Raw genomic sequence first — 23,404 nt, 5'->3', positions numbered from 1 at the left:
ATATTAAAAAATAAATAGAAAAATGAAAAATATAACTAAATCAGTAATTGCTTTATTCGCGGTACTTGCCTTGTCTTGTAGCGTTGAAGATGTAGAAGATAGACCAGTAATTCAAGGAGTTGACACTCCTGAATTAGTTGCGCCTGAAAATGATAAATCATATGTATTACTTGAAGAAAATGCTGACGATGTTGCAGAGCGTTTTGTTTGGACCAAAGCAACGTATGCCGGTGATGTTGAAATAGGATACAAACTTTTGATAGATGTTAAAGGGGGTGATTTTACAAAAGCAATCGAATTAGGAGGGACATCTGGTGCCACTCAAACCGAAGTTACAGTAAAAATATTAAATCAAGCAGTAATTGAATTGGGTGGTACACCTGATCAATTAGGGTCTTATGATATTAAAGTGGTGTCAAGCCTTGCAGGAATTGAAAAAATGATGTCTGAAACTCCATTAACTATTTTAGTTAATGCGTACACAGGATTAATTCCTTATGAGTTTACTGATTGGTACCTAATTGGTGCAGCAGTTCAAGGAGACTGGACTAATAATGCAGATACGAAACACCAACCTTTATTTAGAAGTGGAACAAATCCTAATTTATATCAATTCACTGGATTCTTTAAAGCGGGTGCATTCAAATTGATTTCTAAACCTGGACAATGGGCTCCAATGTATGGTAAAGGTGATAATGGAGCTATTGTAGCCAGGCCTACAGAAGCTGATCCAGATCCATCATCTTTTGAAATCGCAACTGAAGGATATTATACTTTCACAATGAATACGGAAACATTAAAGTATACTTTAGTAGCGTATAATGCAGCTGCTGCTGCAACTTTCACGACAGTAGGTATTATTGGAGACAGCACACCATTAGGATGGGATGCTTCAACAGCATTGACTCAATCAACATTTAATTCACATGTTTGGTCATCGAATGTATTACCATTAAATGATGGTAAAGCTAAATTCAGAGCAAATAATGCATGGGATGTAAGTTGGGGTGGTAACACTGCTTTTTCTGGATTTCCAAATAATGGAGCTAGCGGAGGTGATTTGCCAGTTGCTAAATCAAAATACAAAATCTATTTCAACGATTTAGATGGTAGTTATTTAATGATTCCTAATCAAGAATAATTTATTTCTATAAAAAAAAAGGGCTATCTGTGGGATAGCCCTTTTTTTTAGTTTTTAATTTAATTAACATTAAACCATGAAAAAAACTATACTTTTTTTATTGTTTTTCCTTTCAATTGTCGCTTCAGCTCAACAACAAGCTATTAGTTATACTGTTAGTCCGGCTACTTTTGAGGAGACAACTGCTATTACCATTACCATCAATGGGAATAGTGTAAATGAAGGAACCTGGGGAGTTACCGGAAACGCATTATACATGTGGACATGGTCTTTTGATATCAATGATGCGAACAGTCTTGATTGTCCTACTAACGGTTCTTGGACTGCGTCTAATGAAGCGAATAGGTTTACTTACAATTCAGTTTCAGATACCTATACTAAAACAGTTACTCCAAATACCTTTTACAATAGAAACGGAATTGGTAAAATAGGTTTTCTTGTTAAAGCAAAGGATGGAACTGGAGATAAAAAATCGCAAGATAATTTTGTTGAAGTTGGTGCGTATCAAGTTACACTAACTACTCCGGCTGAAAATGGTTCAACAATTATTGCTTCAGGTGGAAGTTTGAATATTGCAGCTACTAATACCGGTGGAAATGCCAGTTATGTGCTAAAGGCAAACGGTACAACTTTAAATACAAATGCTGCCACTTCCAGTTACTCGTATAATCATACGAATATTACAGGAAATCAAAATTATGAATTGCTGGTAACCCAAGGAACAACTGTAATCACTAAAAAATTCAGTGCTGTAGTTAATCCAAATGTGGTTAGTGAGACAATGCCGACCGGTTTATTAGACGGAATCAATTATAACGCTGCTGATGCTACAAGAGCAACTTTAGTGTTGGATGCGCCGTTCAAAGATTTTGTTTATGTAGCGGGAAGTTTCAATAATTGGCAACCTACAGCTTCTTATGCGATGAAAAAAGATCCTGTTTCAGGTAAGTTTTGGTTAGAATTAACCGGATTGGTTTCAGGTACAAATTATACCTATCAGTATTGGGTAGTTGATGCTACTCCTATTGCAGGAACGCCTTCTTTAGTGAAAACTGCCGATCCGTATTCGACACTTGTTTTGTCTCCTGATGATGATCCTTTTATTCCAGCTTCTACGTATCCAGGTCTTCCGGTTTATCCAGTAGGTCAAGATAGAGAAGTGACGGTATTACAAACAGGAAAAACTCCTTACGCTTGGAGCAGCGCAACTACAAATTTTATTAAACCTGCTAAAGAAAATTTAGTGGTTTATGAATTGTTGGTTCGCGATTTTGATGCCAATAGAAGCTATCAAGACTTGATTAATAAAATCGATTATTTCAAAAATTTGAAAATAAATGCGATTGAGTTAATGCCTGTAATGGAATATGAAGGCAATGAAAGTTGGGGTTATAATACCTCTTTTCACATGGCCTTGGATAAATTTTACGGTACTTCTGATAAGTTAAAAGAGTTTATTGATTTATGCCATCAAAACGGAATTGCCGTTATTCTTGATGTGGCATTGAATCATGCTTTTGGAAGAAATCCAATGCTTCGTATGTGGATGAATGATCCTGACGGAGATGGTTGGGGTTCTCCTTCAACTGAAAATCCTTATTTTAATACAACGGCAATGCACAGTTATAGTGTGGGTGAGGATTTTAACCATCAACAGCTTAGAACGCAGAACTACGTAAAAAGAGTCGTTAAACAATGGGTTGAAGAATATAAAATTGATGGATTACGTTGGGATTTAACCAAGGGATTTACGCAAAATTGCCCTTCGAATGTCGTTGGTGGTCAAGATCCATGTACCAATGTTAAACAACAAGATCGTGTAGATGTTTTGAAAACCTATGCTGATTATTCTTGGAGTTTAGACCCAACTCATTATACTATTTTTGAACACTTAGGGAATGATGATGAAGAGCAGCTTTGGGCGAATTACAGAATTAATGAAACGCCAAGTAAAGGAATTATGATGTGGGGAATAATGACCAGTCAATACAATGAATTGTCTATGGGGTATTCTGGAAATATTTCTCGTATGAATAGTACGAGCAGAGGTTTTACCACAAACAGATTGATGGGTTATGCTGAAAGTCATGATGAGGAACGATTAATGTATAAAAATTTACAATTCGGGAATAGTGCCAATGCAGCCCATAATGTAAAAACACTAAATGTAGCTTTGTCTAGAATGTCAGCAATTGGAGCAGTTTCTTTATTGGTTCCAGGACCAAAGATGATTTGGCATTTTGGGGAATTAGGTTGGGAAAATTCTATTTTTGCTTGTAACAATGGAACGGTAAACACTTCGTCAGATGCAACATCTGGGGATTGTAAATTAGATACCAAACAGCAACCACAATGGGTTAATAATTGGCTTGGAGATACGAATAGAAGTAAAATTTATAACGATTGGTCCAAAATGATTACGATGAAAACGGTAGAACCTGTTTTTTCAGGAACTGCAACCATGTCGAATACCAGTTCGTTATATCCAAATATCAAAATTACCAATAGCACTTTGGCGTCAAGCCAACTTAAAGATGTTTTAATCTTGGCTAATTTTAATGTAACCACGCAAAATGTAGCAACTGGATTTCCTTACACAGGACAATGGTACAATTTGATGGATAATACAATAATTACAGTTACTAATGTAAATGATCCAATAACAATTCCGGCAGGTGAATACCGAATCTATGGAAACAAAACGGCTTCTTTGGCAATAGTTGATTATGAAAAAACACCAACAGTTTTGTTATATCCAAATCCGGCTTCGAGTTATTTTACTTTAAATGCAGCGACTTCTAAAGTTCAGATTTTTTCTATAACAGGACAATTGGTAAAAACGTTTGATGCAAATCAATCTGAAGGGAATCAATATATAATTAGTGATTTGAATCAAGGTTTTTATATAGTAAAAGCGTATGATGAGAATAATGGAGTTCAGGTATTGAAGTTCATTAAGGAATAATACGGTTTGTTTGTTTTAAATGTTTGAAAGGCTGTCTCTACAAAGACAGCCTTTTTTATATAAAAAAACTGCTCCATGAATGAAGCAGTTTTTAACAACAATTAAAACTAAAATCTAAATTTTACCCTCTTTGATTTCTTCCACAATTTCAGGATTCAATAATGTTGAGATATCACCAAAATTAGAGTAATCTCCTTCGGCAATCTTACGCAAAATTCTGCGCATGATTTTTCCCGAACGTGTTTTTGGTAAACCAGAAACAAACTGAATTTTATCAAGTTTGGCAATGGGTCCAATGTGATCGGAAATGTGTTGGTTAATCTCTTTACTAAGGTTTTCTCTGTCACGATATTCTCCCGTTTCTTTTAGAATTACAAAACCATACAAGGCATTTCCTTTGATGTCATGTGGGAAACCTACAATAGCACTTTCGGCAACTGCGGGATGCTCATTGATGGCATCTTCTATTGGTGCAGTACCTAGATTATGCCCGGAAACGATAACTACATCATCTACACGACCCGTAATTCTATAATACCCAACTTCGTCACGCAAAGCGCCGTCTCCGGTGAAATATTTGCCTGGAAAGGTAGAAAAATACGTGTCTTTATAACGCTGGTGATCGCCCCAAATGGTTCTGGCAATTCCCGGCCAAGGAAATTTAATACATAAACTTCCGGTAACTTGATTGCCTTCAATTTCGTTGCGTTTTTCATCCATCAAAACGGGTTGAATTCCCGGTAATGGTAAAGAAGCATATGTAGGTTTTGTTGGGGTTACAAAAGCAATTGGCGAAATCATAATTCCTCCGGTTTCTGTTTGCCACCACGTATCTACAACAGGACATTTTTTATCTCCTACGTGGTTGTTGTACCAGTGCCAAGCTTCCTCATTGATAGGTTCTCCCACAGATCCAATCACTTTCAAAGAAGTTAATTGGTAGCGTTGTACGTATTCAATGCTTTCTTTTGCCAAGGCTCTAATGGCTGTTGGAGCCGTGTAAAACTGAGTAACTTTGTGTTTTTCGATAGTTTGCCAAAAACGACTGAAATCAGGATAAGATGGAACGCCTTCGAAAATTACAGTTGTTGCTCCATTCAATAACGGTCCATAAAGAATATAAGAATGTCCGGTAATCCAACCAATATCAGCGGTACACCAGAAAATATCATTGTCTTCATAATTAAAAACATTCTTGAATGTATAAGCAGTATATACCATATAACCGGCTGTAGTATGTACCATTCCTTTTGGTTTTCCGGTTGAACCAGAAGTGTAAAGGATGAATAATGGATCTTCGGCATCCATGATTTCGGCTACATTATTATCCGAAGCTTTGTCTAAAAGAGGTTGCAACCATTGATCACGACCTTCTTTCATATTGATAGTTGAGTTGATTCTTTTGGCAACCAAAACGTTCTCCACACAAGGGCAATTCAATAAAGCTTCATCAACGATACTTTTTAAATCGATTGTTTTATTCCCACGATAGCCACCATCTGAAGTGATGACCATTTTACATTTGCTGTCATTTATTCTTGCAGCAACTGCCGAAGCGGAAAATCCTGCAAAAACAACCGAGTGAATGGCTCCAATTCTGGCGCAAGCCAAAGTAGTAATGGCTAATTCAGGAATCATTGGTAAGTAAATACAAACACGATCTCCTTTTTGGATGCCTTGTTCTTTCAATACGTTTGCCATTTTACAAACGCGCTCGTGCAATTCATTATACGAAATATGCAATGCTTCTTCATTTGGATCATTCGGCTCAAAAATGATAGCCGTTTTGTCTCCTTTTTTAGCAAGATGTCTGTCGATACAGTTTTTTGTAATGTTTACTTTAGCTTCGGTAAACCATTTTATTTCGGCTTCAGCCATATTAAAATCAACTACTTTATCCCATTGTTGGTACCAAGTAAAGTTTTCGGAAGCAATTTTATCCCAAAATTTTCTTGGCTCGCGAATTGATTTTTTGTAGTGTTTGAAGTATTCTTCTAAATTGTTAATTTTATAGTAACTCATGATTATTGATAAATTTTATAAATTATAAACGCCTATTTTATATTTTTTTAATGTTGCAATGATTTCTTCCACAATGGATTCGTCATCGATAGTTGACGGAATCTGGAATTCATCTCCATCTGTAATACTGCGCATTAGTTTTCGGAGGATTTTCCCCGAGCGCGTTTTGGGCAATCGCTGTACAATGACTACATTTCTCAACGAAGCAACTGCCCCAATTTGTTGGCGAACCAGTTTAATGATTTCTTGTTCCAATTGATAATGTTCGATTTCATCTCCTAATTTGGTTACCACCAAAGCCAAAGGAATTTGCCCTTTTAGTTCGTCGTGAATTCCAATAACGGCACATTCAGCAACGGACTGATGGGAAGCAACAACTTCCTCCATTTCCGCGGTCGATAAACGATGTCCAGCTACATTAATGACATCATCCGTTCTTCCGGTGATGAAAATATAACCGTCTTCATCCTTGTAACCACCGTCGCCGGAGAGATAATAACCGTCAAATTTACTGAAATAACTGGCTTTAAAGCGAACTTCGTTCTCCCAAATGCCCAACATATTTCCTGGAGGTAAAGGTAGTTTTACTACGACCAAACCTTCTTCATTGGCGCTTAATTCTTCTCCGTTTTCATTAAAAATCCGAATATCATACCCGCAAACTGCTTTTGTTGCTGAACCGGATTTGACCGGCATTTTTTCAATACCAAGAGAATTGGCAATCATTGGCCAGCCCGATTCTGTTTGCCACCAATGGTCAATTACAGGAATAGGAATGTGTTGTTGGTACCATTCTAATGTGGCATTGTCACAACGTTCTCCCGCCAAAAATTGATTTTTTAGGGCGCTTAAATCATACTGTTTGATAAATTCTCCGTCAGGATCTTCTTTTTTGATGGCTCGAATGGCGGTTGGAGCGGTAAACATGGTGCCTACTTTATGCTCTGAAATTATTCTCCAAAACGTACTCGCATCAGGAGTTTTTATAGGCTTTCCTTCGAAAATTATAGTGGTATTTCGATTCAATAACGGTCCGTAAAGAATGTAGCTGTGACCCACTGCCCAGCCCATATCTGAAGCCGCCCAAAAAGTCTCGTCTTCCTTTACATTATAGATGTATTTCATGGAAAATTTCAATGCCACGGCATAACCACCGGTATCTCTTACAATCCCTTTTGGTTTTCCCGTAGTTCCGGAAGTGTATAAAATATACAGCGGATGATTCGAATGCAAAGGAACACAAGGCGTTTCTTCGGAACCGTAAACTAATGCATCGTAATCTACATCATATTTTTTAAACGGAATTCGGGCGCCTAATTTTCTATTGAAAACAATTACTTTTTTTGGTCGGTGTGAAGCAAGTGCAATGGCTTCATCTACCAAAGGTTTGTACGCAATTAATCGGTCAATCTCAATTCCGGATGATGCTGTTATGATTGCTCTGGGTTTGCAATCATCAATTCTGATGGCCAATTCATGCGGCGCAAAACCTCCAAAAACAACCGAATGAATCACTCCAATTCTCGCACAAGCTAACATGGCAAATGCAGTTTGAGGAATCATGGGCATATAAATTATGGCAGTATCTCCTTTTTTTAATCCAAGTGATTGCATGCCTCCGGCTAATTTTGCCACTTCGGTTTTTACTTCTGAATAGGTGTATTTTTTTACAGTTTGTGTTACTGGGGAATCATAAATAAAGGCAGTTTGATCGCCATATCCGTCCTGAATATGCTTGTCTAATGCGAGATAACAAATATTCAATTCGCCATCTTTGTACCAAAGCGGATAGCCGTTTTCATCTTTCGACAAAATCGTTTCCGGTTTACTGTACCACTCAATTTCATCGGCCTGCGCTGCCCAAAATGCTTCTGGTTTCTCGATGCTTCTGGTATAAATTTCTTCGTATTTCATGGTGTTGAATTTGTTCCTTATTGAATTAAATCCTGTACTTGTTCTACTAATTTTTTGATTGAAAAGGGCTTGACTACATATAAATTAGCGCCTAATGAAAGTCCTTTTTCAATGTCTTTCTCTTTGTTTTTTGCCGATAGGAAAATAACTTTGCAATGCCGCAGGCGTTCATCTTTTTTTATCTGTTCCAATGTGGCAAAACCGTCGACCATAGGCATCATCACATCTAAAATAATCACATCCGGGAGTTGTACTTCTAAAATATTTAATGCCTCTTGGCCATCGCGTGCTATAAAAACTTCAAAATTATTCTTTTTGAAGGTGTATTCCAGTGCCATAACAATGTTTGGCTCGTCATCTACAATTAAAATCTTCTTCATTTTTCAACTATTTTCTGTTGTATTGTAATTTGGTAATGTAAAAATGAAAGTGGCTCCGTCAGTTACATTATTTTCACTCCAAATACTTCCTTTATGATGTTCTATAATTTGTTTACAAATGGCTAAACCTAAACCGCTTCCTATTGGTTTTTTAATGTTTTGGTTTCTGGATTGATAGAATTTATCAAAAATCGCTTCGGCATCTTCTTTTTTAATTATTTTACCGTTATTGTGAATTTTGACCTCTATATTGGTTTCGTTTTCAAGGATAGAAAGGACTATTTTTCCATTTATTTCCGAACAAAATTTTATCGCATTCGACAATAAATTATGAATCACTTGTATAATTCGTTCTTCATCGTAAAAAGCTCTTATTTCTTTGTTTGAACCATCGAATTCAATACTTATATTTTTGTTTTTAATTAATTGATTCAGGGAATGTAACGTGTTTTTAATGGTCTTTGTAATGTTATTTCTGGACAAATAAATCTTTTGTTTTCCGGTTTCAAATTTTTCTAAATCCAGAATTTTATCAATCAAACGGTTCAAACGATCCGACTCGGATATGATGTTTTGTAAAAACTGTTTTCTCAACTCTTCCGGAATGTCATCATCGTCGTGAAGAATTTCGCTTGCGGCACGAATAGCCGTTATTGGTGTTCTCAATTCATGGGTAACCGTATCCAGAAATTCATCTTTTTGAATGTCTTTGTTGACCAGTTCCTGATTGGCATTTTTTAACTGTTCGGATATTTTTTTTAATTCATTCGAAGTGTCCGTCAACTTCTTGTTGATAATGATGTTTTCTTTGGATTCCTCCAAAATTCGCAACACTTCGGGCAAGCTGATTTTATCTTCTTTGACTACGCTTGATATTAATATTTTGGCGGAAGCTGTACCAATATGCCCCGTCAATAAATTCTCGGCAAATTTTATAAATCGGGCATCTGCTGTTGTGATATTTTTATCAATATTGTATTTTAAATTGAAAATAGTAAGCGCTCGTTTTGTTCTTTCTTCGCCCAGAAATCGCTGCAGCACTTTTTGAATGTCAGAGATGTAAGCGGTTCCTTTCCATACAAAAGCATTTTCGTGATTGGTAATGTATTTGTCAATATCCACAAACATTTCGGCATAATTGCGTTCTCTATAATTTCCTTTGAAACTTACGGAAACGGCCAAATAACTCATCAAATTGATTAATAAACTCCAAAAAACAGCATGTGGTATGGGTTCTAAATAATCCAATCCAAAAAGTTGAAATGGTTTTAATAATTCAATTCCCCCTGGTCCCTCTTGAATAAATAGGCTTGTTGATTCAGTAATTCCAATGGCGTAAGGAATTAAAAGCGTATAAAAACAAGTTAAAAAACCAAGAATAATTCCGGTTATAGCACCATTCTTAGAGCCTCTTTTCCAGAATATGGCACCAAAAAAGGACGGGGCTAATTGCGCGATAACTACAAAAGCTACTAATCCGATAGAAACCAAGGAATAATCCAGAATGAAAATTCGGTATATGGCATACGCCAAAATAATAAGTGAAAAAATCCCTATTTTTCTGCTAATCAAGATTCGTTTATTGTTTTTTTCTTGTGAATAATTTTGTAGCGAACCAATGAATCCATAGGGTATCAATAAGTTGTTGCTCAGCATAGTTGCTAATGCTATTGAGGAAACAATAATCATGGATATGGCTGCTGAGAATCCTCCTAGAAATACTAAAACGGTCAATAAATTATTGTTGAAAAACTGAGGAATCAATAATGAATAGGTATCTGAATTGTGTCCTCTGCCTTCAAAAAGAATGTTTCCGCCCCAGGCTATTGGAAACACGAAAATATTAAAAAGTAATAGATACAATGGAAAAAGCCAGATCGCTGTTCGAATATGGTTTTCCTTATTGTTTTCTACTATTGCCGTATGAAATTGTCTTGGCAAAAGAAAAATAGCAAACATAGACAAAACACAAAGGAAGAACCAGTTGATTCCGTTTGTGATGCCACCAATTGTATTTTTTTTGTCAAAATCTTTAAGGACAGATGCTTTTTGGTAAATGTCATCAAATCCGTCAAAAACAAAGAAAGTTACATAAATACCTATGATCAGAAAGAAAATTAATTTCAGGATGGATTCCATCGCTACAGCGGTTACAATACCGCGTCTTTTTTCGGAAGCATCTACGTATTTTGTACCATAATAAGAGGCAAATAAAGCTAAAGCAAGACAAACATAAGTCGTGGTGTCCGTGAAAATATTATCACTCGACTGGGTTTTTGTCACAATATGGAACGTATCTGAAATTGATTTTAGTTGTAAAGAGATGTACGGTAAAATTCCAAAAATACAAATCATAGTGACTAATGCACCAAGAAATCTACTGTTTCCGTATCGTAAAGAAATAAAATCAGCAATACTCGATATTTTGTTCACTCTTGAAATTCGAACAATTTTTTTTAAGATAATCATCCAAGTAGGAATAATTAATATTGGCCCTAAATAAATGGGGAGATAGCCTAATCCTGATTCTGCTGCTACGCCAATGCTGCCATAATAGGTCCAAGCAGTGCAGTACACGGCAAGTGAAAAAGAATAGACGTAGGGATTATTGGTCCATTTTGAATGACTTTTTTTTTCTGACCAATAGGCAATGTAAAAAAGAATGGATAAATAAAGTACCAGTATTACCAAAAGTCCAATGCTATTCATAATATCTTTTTATGATTAAATAAGACGTAGCAATTGAAAATAACCATGCCGAAAAAATATAGATGTATATAATTGGAAATCCAAAAAGAGGTTTTGAGCTGTCAAACAATAGCAAAAGCGGCACATTCAAAGCCAATAATAGTAGCATTGAAAGTATAACTAACTTTTGTTCATGTCTTTTGTTCATGTTAAGATAAAATTTGCTTTTCAGCGGAATGTAGAATCGCTGTTTTACGGCGTGTTTCTATTCTTGAATTATTCCGATTTATAGTGATAAAAATAGACAATCTCTGCAAATAAATGCAGAGATTGTCTACTGTAAATGGATTTAATTAATCGTTTTTTTCATCGTAATCACCCATTAAGGCATAATATCCAAAAGTGCCTAACCCTAAAACAATTAGTGGGGTAAGTATGAATAGGATGATAATCCCGAATACTAAATCCTCTTGTTTACCGGATACAAATTTGGGTAATCCGAAAGTGAAGATGCAAAAATAGGCTGCAGCAGCTGCTAATGCAATCCAAACTAATCCTAAAATTCTTTTTATTTGATTCATAGCTATTTTTTTAAATGTGAGCGTTTTTGTCTTTATTTTTAATATATACCATTCCAACTACAAAGCTGACAGCAGCAATAACTATTGGATACCAAAGGCCTTCGAGATAAAATTCCGGATTTCCGGCTTCTTTTGCATTTATAACAAAATAGGTGGAAATTGCAGGAAGTAAACCTCCAAAAATTCCATTTCCTACGTGATATGGTAATGACATAGAAGTATATCTAATTTTAACTGGGAACATTTCTACAAGGAAAGCCGCAATTGGGCCATAAACCATAGTAACAAATAGGACTTGAACGAATACTAAAAATATTAATGCCCATTCGTCAGCAGTGGTGATTTTAATTGTTGTTTTGGTATCTACTTTTGCTTTGCCATCTACAACTATAGCTATTCCGTTTTCTAAATGTACGGTTTTTATTTCTTGAAAAGTAGTTCCATCTACATACTCTTTATTGGTAGTATAAATAGAGTCCATCGTTTGCTTTTTGTTTTCTTTCAACTCGGCAATTAGAGTTGTTTTTTCTACCATTTCAGTTTTATTAGCTACCGATGTAGTTTCGTACATACTTTTGTAGATAGGTCTGTATAATATGATAGCTAGTAACATCCCGCCCATCATAATGTATTTTCGACCTACTTTATCACTTAACCAACCAAAAAAGATGAAAAATGGTGTGCCAAGTATTAATGCAATTCCAAGTAATGTGTCTACTTGAGAAGAATCAATAGACATTACGGTTTTCATGAAATTCATAGCGTAAAATTGGCCAGTGTACCAAACAACCCCTTGTCCCATGGTTGCTCCAAATAAAGCCAACAAGACAAATTTCAAATTGTAACGGTTTCCAAAACTTTCTTTCAATGGATTTGTACTTGTTTTTCCTTCCGCTTTTGCTTTAGCAAAAACAGGAGACTCATCCATGTTTTTTCTAATCAAATAGGAAACAAATACCATGATGATAGAAACCCAAAACGGAACTCTCCATCCCCATGCGTCAAATTGTTCTGGAGTAAGAATGTTTCTGGTGGCTAAAATTACCATCAAAGAGATGAATAATCCAACCGTTGCAGTAGTCTGAATCCAAGAAGTCCAGTATCCTCTTTGTCCGACGGGAGCATGCTCAGCCACATACGTTGCGGCTCCGCCATATTCACCACCCAAAGCAAGACCTTGAAGCAAACGAAGAATTAATACTAATAAAGGCGCCATGAATCCAATAGTTTCATAACTCGGGATACACCCAATCAAGAATGTCGCGCCACCCATTAATAACAACGTAACCATGAACGTGTATTTTCTTCCAATTAAATCTCCTAATCTTCCGAAGAAAAGGGCTCCGAAAGGGCGCACTACAAATCCGGCTGCAAATGTTGCCAAGGTTGACAAGAAAGCTGCTGTAGGATTATCTGAAGGGAAAAATTTAGTTGAAATTACAACGGCTAAACTTCCAAAGATGTAGAAATCATACCATTCGATCATTGTTCCCATTGAGGATGCGGAAATGACTTTCCAAATTCCTTTTGTTGATTTAGTACTCATAAATTATATATTTTAAAATTAGTTTATAGATAGATTTGTAGTTGTACTATGAATTCCCCTTTTGATCCTGAGATATTAGATGGAGTCGTGTAAACGGGTCTTGTTGAATATTGTGCTGTGATTTTGGCGTGTTGTCCGTCCAAGAAAAAGTTGGTTCCAAGATCAAATTGGGTACTGGACTTATCTAAAGCGTCAAAGCTTTTATAAGTAAATGCTCCAAAAGGCTGTACGCGTACTTTAGGTTTGTCTACTTTGCTTGGTAATAAAATTCCGGCTTGTGTGTACCAGATATTTCCTGATCCAATCGTAGCTTGTGCATTTCCAGGTCCAGCCAATGCTCTGTTTCCTGTGAAGTTTGGGTCAACGGAACCAATATTCATAATGGCTACATTACGTAAATAGTTTGGTCCAAAATCATAATCATAGAAAACACTATATCCAGTTACAGCCATTTTGTTTTCTTTTTTTCCAACAGGCAAATCAAGAAAAACATCTGCTGCAAAAAGGTTGATGTTGTGTTTGTTAATTGTATTGTTTACGGAAGATTTAGTAGCATCTGGCGCAGTGTAAAAACCAGCACCAATATTAAATACTTTTTTAGTTCCAAGATAACTGCCCACTTTATAAGGCAATAAATTAGCCTCTTGATCTAAAAATTGATATTCAAAATAACCTGCTTTAGACCATTTTGTATTACCACTGTTGTCAACGGCTACCGCATTATCTGCTGTAGTTACATTAGTAGGAACTAGATTTGTTGCGTATGGTTTATTGTAGCTCAATCGGTATTCTAATTTACCATATTTCCCTTTGGCAAATAAACCCATTTGTCTGGCAAACTGATCTGAGTTTTCAATTAACGGCCAGTTGAAGATAGGCGCATCAATTGTTAAAAAGTTTAATGTAGAGGCCATTGTTGCTCTGGATAATCCCATGTAATAATGTAATCCTCCACCAAGAGATAAGCTGAATTTTTTGTCTTTTTCAGGTAAAACTAATGCGTATTCATTCCATGCATCGTGAAAAAACAAACCCGGTTTTTTTCCGGCACCGTATCCGCCAGTTCCTGAAGTTCCCGCTGCACCACCATTAGTAAAGGTTTGATTGTTGATTCCAAAGTGCGTTACAATCATGTATCTTTTAGATAATTGAGAGTAGGCAAGAAAACGCAAACGTCTGTTTCCAATGTCGGTTCCGTTTGTTGCCGCTTCATTTCCAATCATTGTTCCGGGGTTCATTTGGCTGGAACGAAACCATATTTGGTTCCATGCAATAAATCGCATGTATTTTGAACCATCTTCGTTCAAATTGAATTTCATTCCGCTGCCGTAGTCAACTGAGCCTTGTGAAAAACCTTTTAGGGACAATAGGAGCACTGCCGCTATAAAAAATATTTTTTTCATAAATAAAATTTTGGTTGTTAAATGGTTGGTTAATAAAGTGCCAAATTCTATTATTTTATTCTGAAAAAAAATTTAGATATATTTATGTGTAAATGTATATAGCTAATCTTTAAATCTTTCCCATTTTATGAGCATAAATTTATCTCCAAGTTCCGTTATTATCATACCTGCACCGGAAAGTAATTGTTTATTTTTTAGATATTCCACCAGTTCTAAATGGTTAAAAATCTTATAAGTAGGATGGTAGTTGGCATGAGACGGTTTTTTTATGTTAAACGTCTTTACCCAATTGCTTACTGTGACGTGGGAAACCCCAATAATTCGCTCAATTTCACGAAAACTCAACCCTTCAAGATAGAGCTGTAATGCTTTGGTTACATAGTAATCATCGATCTTTTTGCCTATTTTATTTACCGTAAAAAAATAATTACATTTTTTACATAAATACCTTTGTTTACTGTTGATTATACCACTTTTTATAATGTGGTTGCTTTGGCATTTCGGACACGTTAAAAGTTCCATATATATAAATTTTGCATAAATATAGTAATTTAGCAACTATATAAAAGAGAATTATATAATAAAATCGTTTTAAATTTATTAAAGGCGCATTTTTATTGAAAAAAATGTGTGTGTTTGATAAATTTTACCTCATTTAAAATAAAGCGATTGTTTAGAATCCCAAATGTGTTTTGAAATCGCTTTGTTTGCAATAGTATCTTTTGTTTTATATTCAGTAACTCGATGGCATGAAATTTTTGCTGTAAAATTTTTTCATAAAAAACAATCTAACTAGATAAAAGTACTTATATTTGTAATAAGTATTTATACTTATTTTTTAAAAAGTGTTATGGTACAAGTCGAAGAAGCCTTATCGATAATTGCAAAGAATAGTTGCAAGATGCCCATCAGAAAAATTAAAGTGGCAAAATCACTTGGTTTTATCTTGGCGGAAACAATTTATTCGCCAATGGATATGCCGCCTTTCAGGCAATCAGCGATGGACGGTTACGCTTTTATACATAGTGAATTGCAGCAATTGGATGTAGTAAGCACTTCGCAGGCAGGTGACTTTTCGAATAAAAAAATTAAGGAAAATCAGGCGATTCGAATATTTACGGGGGCTTATGTTCCTGATGATTTGGATACGGTTGTGATGCAGGAACATACTGCGGTTAAAAATAAAAAGGTTGAAATAACTAAAATGCCTGTTCGTTTTGCCAATGTCAGAAACAAAGGCGAGCAAATCAAAGAAAACGAACTCGTATTAGAAAAGAATACTTTGATTACTCCTGCTGCTATTGGTTTTTTAGCTTGTTTGGGAATCACGGAAATTACAGTTTATGTCAAACCAAAAGTTGCCATTGTAGTCACGGGAAACGAATTGGTGAAAGCCGGAAGAAAATTAGCTCAAGGAAAGATTTACGAAAGTAATTCGATTATGCTGCAATCCGCTTTGCAGGGAATAGGGATTAAGAAAATAGAAGTATTCCGTGTAAAGGATAATCTGAAAGCGACAAAAAGAGTGTTGAAAAGCTGTCTTTCTGCGTTTGATGTGGTCTTGGTTTCTGGCGGAATTTCGGTTGGGGATTATGATTTTGTAAAAGAGGCACTTTTGTCAAATGGAGTAGAAGAGTTGTTTTATAAAATCAATCAGAAACCGGGAAAACCTTTGTTTTTTGGAAAAAAAGACAAAACGATAGTTTTTGCATTGCCTGGAAATCCAGCGTCAACATTGACCGGTTTTTATATTTACGTTCATCCGGCGCTAAAAATAAGTATGGGTTTTGAATCCATTTATTTGCCAAAAATTAAACGAAAAATTACGGTTCCGTTTGAAAATACATCCGGAAAAACAGTGTTCTTGAAAGGGTTGTATGACGATGAAAAAGTCACTATATTAGAAAGTCAAAGTTCAGCAATGTTAAACACTTTTGCAACAGCGAATGCTTTAATTTATTTGCCTTATGATGTGGTAGATATTGCAAAAGATCAGGAAGTACAGGTTATACCGCTTTATTGATAGCGGATAGAAACTATAATAGTTAGAAAGAGCGTGAATTTTTTTTTATTGAAAGATTCAAGAATGTAGAAGCAGTTGTAGCTAAACAATCGTTTAATCATTAAATTATTTTTTATGCAAGTATCAATTCTTTGTGGAGGGAAAAGTAGCCGAATGCAGTCGGAGAAAGGATTGGTATTGTACCAAAACAAACCTTTTATCGAGCATATTATTGATGCGGTTTTGCCAATTTCAAGTAACATTCAATTGATTACCAATACAAACGATTACGATTATTTAGCATACAAAAAAATAAAAGATATAGTAGTTGATAAAGGACCTTTGGGCGGAATATATACCGCGCTGGTTCATTCAGAAACAGAAATGAATTTGATATTGAGTTGCGACATTCCATTGATTTCTAGCGAAATAATATTGGAGTTGATTGAAAAGCATGGTGCAAATTTTGATGTTTCTGTTTTTGAAGATACAAATCGGATTCATCCTTTGATAGGAATATATTCAAAAAGAATACTACCTGTTTTAAAAGAGGCAATTGATGTAAATGATTTGAAAATGATGCGCTTCATTTCAAATGTAAAACATCAATTGATTCCGATTACGGATGCCAAAAGACACTTGTTTAAAAATATAAATTCTGTTGCCGAGTTGAACGAATTGAATACCAATTTATCCCAGTTAAAATGAAAAATTCAAATACACCAAAATTGACAATCGTAGGGGCAGGTCCCGGAGATGTAGAGTTGATTACTTTAAAAGCTATCAAAGCGCTGGAAAGTGCTGATGTTGTTTTGTATGACGCTCTTGTAAATGAAGAATTATTACAATATGCGTCGAATGCAGAAATCATTTTTGTGGGAAAACGTTTTGGTTGTCACGCCTACAGTCAAGATCAAATTAATGAATTGATTGTATCGATGGCAAAACGTTTTGGTCATGTTGTTCGGTTGAAAGGCGGCGATCCATTTGTTTTTGGAAGAGGAAGCGAAGAGATAGAATATGCTGAAAAATTTGATTTAGAAACTGCTATTGTTCCTGGAATTTCATCGGCTTTAGGTGTACCGGCGTCTAACGGAATCAGTTTAACACAACGAAAAATTGCCGAAAGTTTCTGGGTAATTACTGGAACTACTTCAGATCATAAATTGTCTAAAGACGTGGCTTTGGCATCACAATCATCAGCAACGGTGGTGATATTGATGGGCATGAATAAATTGGACGAAATTATTTCGATTTATCAAAACAACAGAACCGATGATTTGCCCGTTGCCATCATTCAAAACGGAACAAAAGACACGGAGAAAAAGGTAGTGGGGACTATCAGTTCGATTGCGAAATTAGTGGAAGAGCACCAACTTTCCTCTCCTGCAATCATCGTCATTGGTGAAGTGGTGCGAAATGCTTCAAAATTAACGGCTTATTTTCAAGAGGAGAATTTAGAAGATGAGTTTATTTTTCAAAATTTAAATGTAATGTCATGATAGCAGTTAAATATTTTGGCGCCATAGCCGAGAAAACAAAAAGTCAGGGAGAAGAATTTTCTTTTTCGAATATGCCTTTACAAGATTTGTTGTCTGTATTGAAATATAAATACGAATTGGATTTGCTTTCATTTAGCGTAGCCATTAACCAAAAAATAATACAAGATACTACCAATTATATTCTAAAAAGTAACGATATTGTAGCTTTATTGCCTCCATTTGCGGGAGGATAAAATCCCTAACCACTAAAGGGGAAATATAAAAGACTAAATTTATGGAAACAGCACGATACAACCGACAAATTATACTTCCTGAAGTAGGAATTGAAGGGCAACAAAAACTGCAGCAAGCCAAAGTCTTAATTGTTGGCGCAGGTGGATTGGGTGTGGCTGTTTTACCGTATTTGGCTGCAGCCGGAATAGGGGAAATTGGAATTATTGACGATGATAGAATCGAAGTGACCAACTTGCAACGCCAAGTGATTTACAAAAGCAGTTCCGTGGGGAAAAGTAAGGTTCTCGAAGCAAAAGCAATGGCTTTGGAACTCAATCCTTCGATAAAAATAAACGCAATCACTGAAAAATTAGATTCGAAAAATGCAATTTTGTTATTCGAACACTATGATATTATAGTCGATGCGACGGATAATCTGGACACTAAATATTTGATTAATGACGCGTGTGGCGTAACCAACAAACCTTTTGTTTACGGCTCTGTTTATAAATTTGAAGGGCAGGTTTCTGTTTTTAATTATGAAAACGGACCTACATACCGCTGTTTATTTCCTGATGAATCCAATGAGGTTAAGAACTGTAATGATGCGGGTGTTATGGGAATATCGGTGGGAATCATCGGCATGTTTCAAGCAAATGAAGTATTGAAAATGGTTTTGGGAATAGGGGATTTGTTGTCTGGAAAATTATTGGTGTATAATATGTTGACTAACGAACAACAGAAGTTTGAGTTTTCAAAAAAAGCGATGCATACTATTGATTTACTAGCTTTCGAAAATAAATATAGCTCAGTTGAAACTGCAACTCTTGAAATCAGTGCAGCTCTTGCAATGGAACAAATAAGCAATCCGGCAATTGTTTTTCTTGATGTTCGAAATTCAGAGGAGTATCCAAAAATAACAATCAAAAATGGGATTCAAATACCGTTAGACCGTTTAGAATCTGAATTGCATCAACTGGAACCGAATGCAACGTTGCTTGTTTTTTGCCAATCCGGAATTAGAAGTAAAAAGGCAGTGGAGATTCTTAGAAATAATAATTTCATGAATGCCAAAAGTATTGCCGGTGGCGCTAAAGCATTAGATAAAATAGATGTCTACAAGGTTTTGGAGACTTTGTAAGTATTAATAAAATAAAATCATGAGTACCAAAACTGTTTTCATTCAAGGACCCATTTCTTCGGAATTTATAGGGCAGTCGATTGCCAAACACCAATCGAAAACCACTATTGGAGCACACAATATTTTTTTGGGTCAGGTCAGAGCCGATGTAATTGACAGCCAAACCGTAGCAGCAATTGATTATACTGCTTATGAGGAAATGGCAGACGAAGCACTGAGCGCGATTAGAGAGAAAGCTTTCGCGCAATTCGATTTGATTTGCATGCACATTTATCACAGTTTGGGTACGGTGAAAGCTGGCGAAATCTGTTTGTTTGTCTTTGTTTCGGCAACGAGAAGAAAGCAAGTGTATGAAGCTACGGCAACGATTGTGAATTGGATAAAAACTGATGTACCTATTTTTGGTAAAGAAATATTTGAAAATAGTACTTTTACCTGGAAGAAAAATAGTTTGTAGTCATAAAGTCGAAAGTCTTTTTGAATACTATAAATAGAATAATCCAAACGAATTAAAAATAACGGTTTTATTGTTTCCAAGAGGCTGACTTTGCAACTTTAGACTTTAAAACTTTAGACATATAAAAATGGTTGATATCACACATAAAATAATTACGCTCCGCACCGCAACAGCTCAAGCAACAGTTATAGTCAGCAAGCAAGAAACTATTGATGCCGTTGTGAATAATCTGGTGCCAAAAGGGAACGTGCTGGAAATGGCAAAAACTGCCGGGTTATTTGCGGTGAAAAACACGCATTTATCCATTCCGGATTGTCATCCTATTCCAATTGAATTTACATCGGTAGCATATGAAATCAACGAATTGAGCATTGATATTATTTTCAATGTGAAAACGGTTTATAAAACCGGAGTTGAGGTCGAGGCGATGCACGGTGCTTCGATTGTGGCGCTTACGATGTATGATATGCTGAAACCTATTGACAAAAACATCGAGATTTCGACGATAAAATTAATCAATAAAGAAGGCGGGAAATCGTCTTTCAAAAATAGATTTCCATTCACCATTACAGCGGCGGTTTTCGTTTGTTCCGATTCTATTTTTGCGGGAGATAAACAAGATCGTTCCGGTAAAATAATTGTCGAAAAACTGGAAATTAGCGGAGTCGAAACTACGCATTACGAAATCATACCTGATGAAATGGATGTGATTCAAGAGCGAACTAAAGCTTTCGCAAAAGAAAATCAATTGATCATTTTTACAGGAGGAACCGGGCTTTCGCCAAGAGATGTTACGCCGCAAGCACTGGAACCGTTATTAGAAACCAGAATCCCGGGAATTGAGGAAGCCATACGCAATTACGGGCAACAACGCATGCCGTATTCCATGCTTTCCAGAACCGTTGCGGGAACTTTAGGCAATTCGTTGGTACTGGCTTTACCGGGCTCAACCAATGGCGCAAAGGAATCTATGGACGCCATATTTCCTCATGTGCTGCATGTTTTTCATATTTTAAAAGGCAATAATCATGACACCAAATAATACTGTTTTAACGGATGATTTTGGACGTAAACACAACTATTTGCGTATTTCTCTAATTGAGAAATGCAATTTGCGTTGTACCTATTGCATGCCAGCCGATGGAATTGTATTAAGTCCAAAAGCGAGCTTGATGACGGCTGACGAAATTTACGCCATCGCCCAAACATTCGTCAATAATGGTGTTGACAAAATAAGATTGACCGGCGGAGAACCGCTATTAAGAAAAGATTTTCCTGAAATAATCGCCAAACTGGGGTCGCTTAAAACCGAGATTTCCATCACTACAAACGGAATTCTGATTGACAAACATATAGACGTTTTAAAGCAATTTAATGTTAAGAAAATCAACTTGAGTTTAGATACTTTGGTGGCTTCAAAATTTCATTCGATTACGCTTAGAAACCAGTTTCAGAGTGTTATTGATAATTTACACTTGTTGTTGAACAATGATTTCAAAATCAAAGTCAATGTGGTTTTGATCAAAGGATTCAATGACGATGAAATCATTGATTTTATTAAACTCACCCAATTTTTACCCATTTCGATTCGGTTTATAGAATTCATGCCTTTTGCAGGAAATGAGTGGGACAAGAGCAAAATGGTTTCTCAAAAGGAGATTCTGGATCAGGTGCAACGTCATTTCCCAGAATCGGATGTAGAGAAATTAGAAGACGATAAAAACTTCACCGCCAGAGAATTCAAAATAAAAAACTACATGGGCAGTTTTGGGATTATCAGTTCGATAACCAATCCTTTTTGTGACGGTTGCAACAGAATTCGCCTTACAGCCAACGGGAAAATTAAAAACTGTCTGTTCTCCAACTCCGAAACAGATGTATTGACACCTTTCAGAAATGGCGAAGCGATAGAAGACATGATTGCTTTTGCCATTAAAAACAAAAAGAAAGTACGCGCAGGAATGACTACTATCGAGGATGTAAACAATCCCGCTTTGAATCAAGACAACCGCAGCATGATTGCTATTGGCGGTTAATACTTCATTATTATTGGGAGCTAATTACTTCGTCTGTTCGTTTCACTCGGGTCCGTTATTCGTTACAACCCGCTTTTAACTGCTACCGGGGCTAGGGCTTTTGCGCAAAAAAGAAAATGAATGCGGTTTCCCGTAAAGTTTACAAGTAAGAAGGAATTATTTTTGAAAAAGAAATAATGCTTAATTAGTTATTATAAGTGTTTTCGGTAATTAAATGTTACATTTGAAATAAGTAATGTATGACGATTTTCAGACCTATACGCTAGTTGGCAGACATTATATAGCAGTAGAAAATAAAAATAATTAATAAGGGAAAATATGGACAATAAATCAACGGTATTAGCAAATAGAATTTTTCCAGACAATGATGATTTTGAGGTTGAAGTCATAAATATCCCTGCAGAAAAAAGGAAATTGATAACCGAAACTTATGATTTTACAGTCTCTACAATTGTTGAATATATAAACAATAAACATATTGTTATTCCAAATTTTCAACGTGGTTATGTATGGAATAGAGCTCAAGCATCAAGACTTATCGAATCTTTAATTATACAATGTCCAATTCCAGTTATATATTTAAGTCAAAATAACGACGAAACTCTATCAGTAATTGATGGAAACCAAAGATTAACAAGTATCAGTTTGTTTTTAAACAATGAATTTCCATTAACAGGATTAGTAACATATCCTGAATTAGAAGGTTTGACATTTAATGAATTAGACCCGAGATTTCAAAGACATATTATTAATCGTACAATTAGATGTATTGCTATTTTAAAAGATACACATCCTCAAATTAAGTTTGATGTTTTTGAAAGACTAAATACAGGTTCTGTTAGATTAAATCCTCAAGAATTAAGACATGGAATATATAGCGGTAAATTTTTAACAGAAATAGAGGAATTAGGCAAAGGTTCTCTTTTCAAAAAATTAACTTCAACTACGAACGACAACAGAATGAAAGGTGATGAATTAATTTTAAGATATTTTACTTTATTAGAACGTCTTCAAAATTACGAGAAACCAATGACTGTGTTTTTAAATAAATATGCTGAAGATAATAGATTTTTGCCTGCAGACAGAATTGAAATATTGTCCGAAAATTTCAAGTCAAATTTAAATAAATGTCATTTATTGTATGGCGATTTTACATTTAAAACTTTTGACGAAACAAAGAAAAGATTAAAAGCAAACACTGCATTATTTGAAGCTCAAATGCTCTCAATGAATAATATTGATCCAACATTAGAACAAATTGAAGCTGTAAATAAAGTAGGTGTAATTGACAAAGTTTTAGAGTTATTGAATACTGAAGATTTTTATAATACTATTACAAAAGGAACAACGGATAATCGTGTTGTAAAAAAAAGGATATCTGATTACACTGCTTTTTTACAAACTATATTTTAA

Annotated in this window: 19 protein-coding genes; 11 read left to right on the top strand and 8 right to left on the bottom strand. The window is 35.5% G+C overall.

What is annotated here, in order from left to right; all coding sequences use genetic code 11:
- The first annotated feature begins 22 nt into the window (after positions 1-22).
- Together QLS97_RS00735 and QLS97_RS00730 are read left to right on the top strand one after the other, a co-directional pair.
- Positions 23-1,141: a SusE domain-containing protein gene (locus QLS97_RS00735; protein WP_282713785.1), complete on the top strand. Its 1,119-nt coding sequence runs from the start codon at positions 23-25 to the stop codon at positions 1,139-1,141.
- A 76-nt stretch (positions 1,142-1,217) separates the two neighbouring features.
- Positions 1,218-4,106, top strand: a complete 2,889-nt coding sequence (locus QLS97_RS00730) for an alpha-amylase family glycosyl hydrolase (RefSeq protein WP_282713784.1) — start codon at positions 1,218-1,220, stop codon at positions 4,104-4,106.
- A 114-nt stretch (positions 4,107-4,220) separates the two neighbouring features.
- Here the strand turns inward: QLS97_RS00730 and acs are convergent, their stop codons facing one another.
- The 8 genes from acs to QLS97_RS00685 form a co-directional block, all read right to left on the bottom strand.
- Complete coding sequence (gene acs / locus QLS97_RS00725) at positions 4,221-6,128, bottom strand: acetate--CoA ligase (protein ID WP_282713783.1); 1,908 nt, start codon at positions 6,126-6,128, stop codon at positions 4,221-4,223.
- A gap of 15 nt (positions 6,129-6,143) precedes the next feature.
- Positions 6,144-8,063, bottom strand: a complete 1,920-nt coding sequence (locus QLS97_RS00720) for a propionyl-CoA synthetase (protein ID WP_282715516.1) — start codon at positions 8,061-8,063, stop codon at positions 6,144-6,146.
- Complete coding sequence (locus tag QLS97_RS00715) at positions 8,060-8,422, bottom strand: response regulator transcription factor (protein ID WP_282713782.1); 363 nt, start codon at positions 8,420-8,422, stop codon at positions 8,060-8,062. The genes QLS97_RS00720 and QLS97_RS00715 overlap by 4 nt, the downstream gene beginning before the upstream one ends.
- Before the next feature lie 3 nt (positions 8,423-8,425).
- A complete protein-coding gene (locus QLS97_RS00710; RefSeq protein ID WP_282713781.1) occupies positions 8,426-11,131 on the bottom strand; it encodes a sensor histidine kinase in 2,706 nt (901 codons plus the stop codon).
- Positions 11,132-11,463: 332 nt separating this feature from the next.
- Positions 11,464-11,691 (bottom strand): DUF6814 family protein, encoded by a 228-nt coding sequence (locus tag QLS97_RS00700; protein ID WP_282713779.1) that lies wholly within the window; start codon positions 11,689-11,691, stop codon positions 11,464-11,466.
- A gap of 10 nt (positions 11,692-11,701) precedes the next feature.
- Positions 11,702-13,237, bottom strand: coding sequence for an MFS transporter (locus QLS97_RS00695; protein WP_282713778.1), 1,536 nt, complete (start codon positions 13,235-13,237; stop codon positions 11,702-11,704).
- 23 nt (positions 13,238-13,260) lie between these two features.
- Complete coding sequence (locus QLS97_RS00690) at positions 13,261-14,640, bottom strand: porin (protein ID WP_282713777.1); 1,380 nt, start codon at positions 14,638-14,640, stop codon at positions 13,261-13,263.
- A 102-nt stretch (positions 14,641-14,742) separates the two neighbouring features.
- Positions 14,743-15,162, bottom strand: coding sequence for an IS1/IS1595 family N-terminal zinc-binding domain-containing protein (locus QLS97_RS00685; RefSeq protein WP_282713776.1), 420 nt, complete (start codon positions 15,160-15,162; stop codon positions 14,743-14,745).
- Positions 15,163-15,490: 328 nt separating this feature from the next.
- Between QLS97_RS00685 and QLS97_RS00680 the strand changes: the two genes are divergently transcribed.
- From QLS97_RS00680 to QLS97_RS00640, 9 genes are all read left to right on the top strand, one after another.
- Complete coding sequence (locus QLS97_RS00680; protein WP_282713775.1) at positions 15,491-16,663, top strand: molybdopterin molybdotransferase MoeA; 1,173 nt, start codon at positions 15,491-15,493, stop codon at positions 16,661-16,663.
- A 114-nt stretch (positions 16,664-16,777) separates the two neighbouring features.
- A complete protein-coding gene (locus QLS97_RS00675; protein ID WP_282713774.1) occupies positions 16,778-17,350 on the top strand; it encodes a molybdenum cofactor guanylyltransferase in 573 nt (190 codons plus the stop codon).
- Complete coding sequence (gene cobA / locus QLS97_RS00670; RefSeq protein WP_282713773.1) at positions 17,347-18,144, top strand: uroporphyrinogen-III C-methyltransferase; 798 nt, start codon at positions 17,347-17,349, stop codon at positions 18,142-18,144. Before QLS97_RS00675 ends, cobA begins: the two co-directional genes overlap by 4 nt.
- Positions 18,141-18,377, top strand: a complete 237-nt coding sequence (locus QLS97_RS00665; protein ID WP_282713772.1) for a MoaD/ThiS family protein — start codon at positions 18,141-18,143, stop codon at positions 18,375-18,377. Before cobA ends, QLS97_RS00665 begins: the two co-directional genes overlap by 4 nt.
- A gap of 41 nt (positions 18,378-18,418) precedes the next feature.
- On the top strand, positions 18,419-19,498 hold the full coding sequence (gene moeB, locus QLS97_RS00660) for a HesA/MoeB/ThiF family protein (RefSeq protein ID WP_282713771.1): 1,080 nt from the start codon (positions 18,419-18,421) through the stop codon (positions 19,496-19,498).
- Between the two features lie 19 nt (positions 19,499-19,517).
- Positions 19,518-19,955 (top strand): molybdenum cofactor biosynthesis protein MoaE, encoded by a 438-nt coding sequence (locus QLS97_RS00655; protein ID WP_282713770.1) that lies wholly within the window; start codon positions 19,518-19,520, stop codon positions 19,953-19,955.
- A 127-nt stretch (positions 19,956-20,082) separates the two neighbouring features.
- Positions 20,083-20,997: a bifunctional molybdenum cofactor biosynthesis protein MoaC/MoaB gene (gene moaCB, locus QLS97_RS00650; RefSeq protein WP_282713769.1), complete on the top strand. Its 915-nt coding sequence runs from the start codon at positions 20,083-20,085 to the stop codon at positions 20,995-20,997.
- Positions 20,984-21,991: a GTP 3',8-cyclase MoaA gene (moaA, locus tag QLS97_RS00645; RefSeq protein WP_282713768.1), complete on the top strand. Its 1,008-nt coding sequence runs from the start codon at positions 20,984-20,986 to the stop codon at positions 21,989-21,991. Before moaCB ends, moaA begins: the two co-directional genes overlap by 14 nt.
- A gap of 318 nt (positions 21,992-22,309) precedes the next feature.
- The gene (locus tag QLS97_RS00640; RefSeq protein ID WP_282713767.1) at positions 22,310-23,404 is read left to right on the top strand and encodes a DUF262 domain-containing protein; all 1,095 of its coding nucleotides are present in this window, start codon (positions 22,310-22,312) and stop codon (positions 23,402-23,404) included.

Origin of the sequence: Flavobacterium yafengii, assembly GCF_030010375.1 — a bacterium.
GTDB classification, from domain to species: Bacteria; Bacteroidota; Bacteroidia; order Flavobacteriales; family Flavobacteriaceae; genus Flavobacterium; species Flavobacterium yafengii.
The sequence above is the reverse complement of the archived record's forward strand: the minus strand, read 5'-3'. Positions and strand labels throughout refer to the sequence as shown.

Coding starts and splice junctions, on each gene's coding strand:
- QLS97_RS00735 (WP_282713785.1), top strand. CDS start 23: ATGAAAAATATAACTAAATCAGTAATTGCTTTATTCGCGGTACTTGCC.
- QLS97_RS00730 (WP_282713784.1), top strand. CDS start 1,218: ATGAAAAAAACTATACTTTTTTTATTGTTTTTCCTTTCAATTGTCGCT.
- acs (WP_282713783.1), bottom strand. CDS start 6,128: ATGAGTTACTATAAAATTAACAATTTAGAAGAATACTTCAAACACTAC.
- QLS97_RS00715 (WP_282713782.1), bottom strand. CDS start 8,422: ATGAAGAAGATTTTAATTGTAGATGACGAGCCAAACATTGTTATGGCA.
- QLS97_RS00710 (WP_282713781.1), bottom strand. CDS start 11,131: ATGAATAGCATTGGACTTTTGGTAATACTGGTACTTTATTTATCCATT.
- QLS97_RS00700 (WP_282713779.1), bottom strand. CDS start 11,691: ATGAATCAAATAAAAAGAATTTTAGGATTAGTTTGGATTGCATTAGCA.
- QLS97_RS00695 (WP_282713778.1), bottom strand. CDS start 13,237: ATGAGTACTAAATCAACAAAAGGAATTTGGAAAGTCATTTCCGCATCC.
- QLS97_RS00690 (WP_282713777.1), bottom strand. CDS start 14,640: ATGAAAAAAATATTTTTTATAGCGGCAGTGCTCCTATTGTCCCTAAAA.
- QLS97_RS00685 (WP_282713776.1), bottom strand. CDS start 15,162: ATGGAACTTTTAACGTGTCCGAAATGCCAAAGCAACCACATTATAAAA.
- QLS97_RS00680 (WP_282713775.1), top strand. CDS start 15,491: ATGGTACAAGTCGAAGAAGCCTTATCGATAATTGCAAAGAATAGTTGC.
- QLS97_RS00675 (WP_282713774.1), top strand. CDS start 16,778: ATGCAAGTATCAATTCTTTGTGGAGGGAAAAGTAGCCGAATGCAGTCG.
- cobA (WP_282713773.1), top strand. CDS start 17,347: ATGAAAAATTCAAATACACCAAAATTGACAATCGTAGGGGCAGGTCCC.
- QLS97_RS00665 (WP_282713772.1), top strand. CDS start 18,141: ATGATAGCAGTTAAATATTTTGGCGCCATAGCCGAGAAAACAAAAAGT.
- moeB (WP_282713771.1), top strand. CDS start 18,419: ATGGAAACAGCACGATACAACCGACAAATTATACTTCCTGAAGTAGGA.
- QLS97_RS00655 (WP_282713770.1), top strand. CDS start 19,518: ATGAGTACCAAAACTGTTTTCATTCAAGGACCCATTTCTTCGGAATTT.
- moaCB (WP_282713769.1), top strand. CDS start 20,083: ATGGTTGATATCACACATAAAATAATTACGCTCCGCACCGCAACAGCT.
- moaA (WP_282713768.1), top strand. CDS start 20,984: ATGACACCAAATAATACTGTTTTAACGGATGATTTTGGACGTAAACAC.
- QLS97_RS00640 (WP_282713767.1), top strand. CDS start 22,310: ATGGACAATAAATCAACGGTATTAGCAAATAGAATTTTTCCAGACAAT.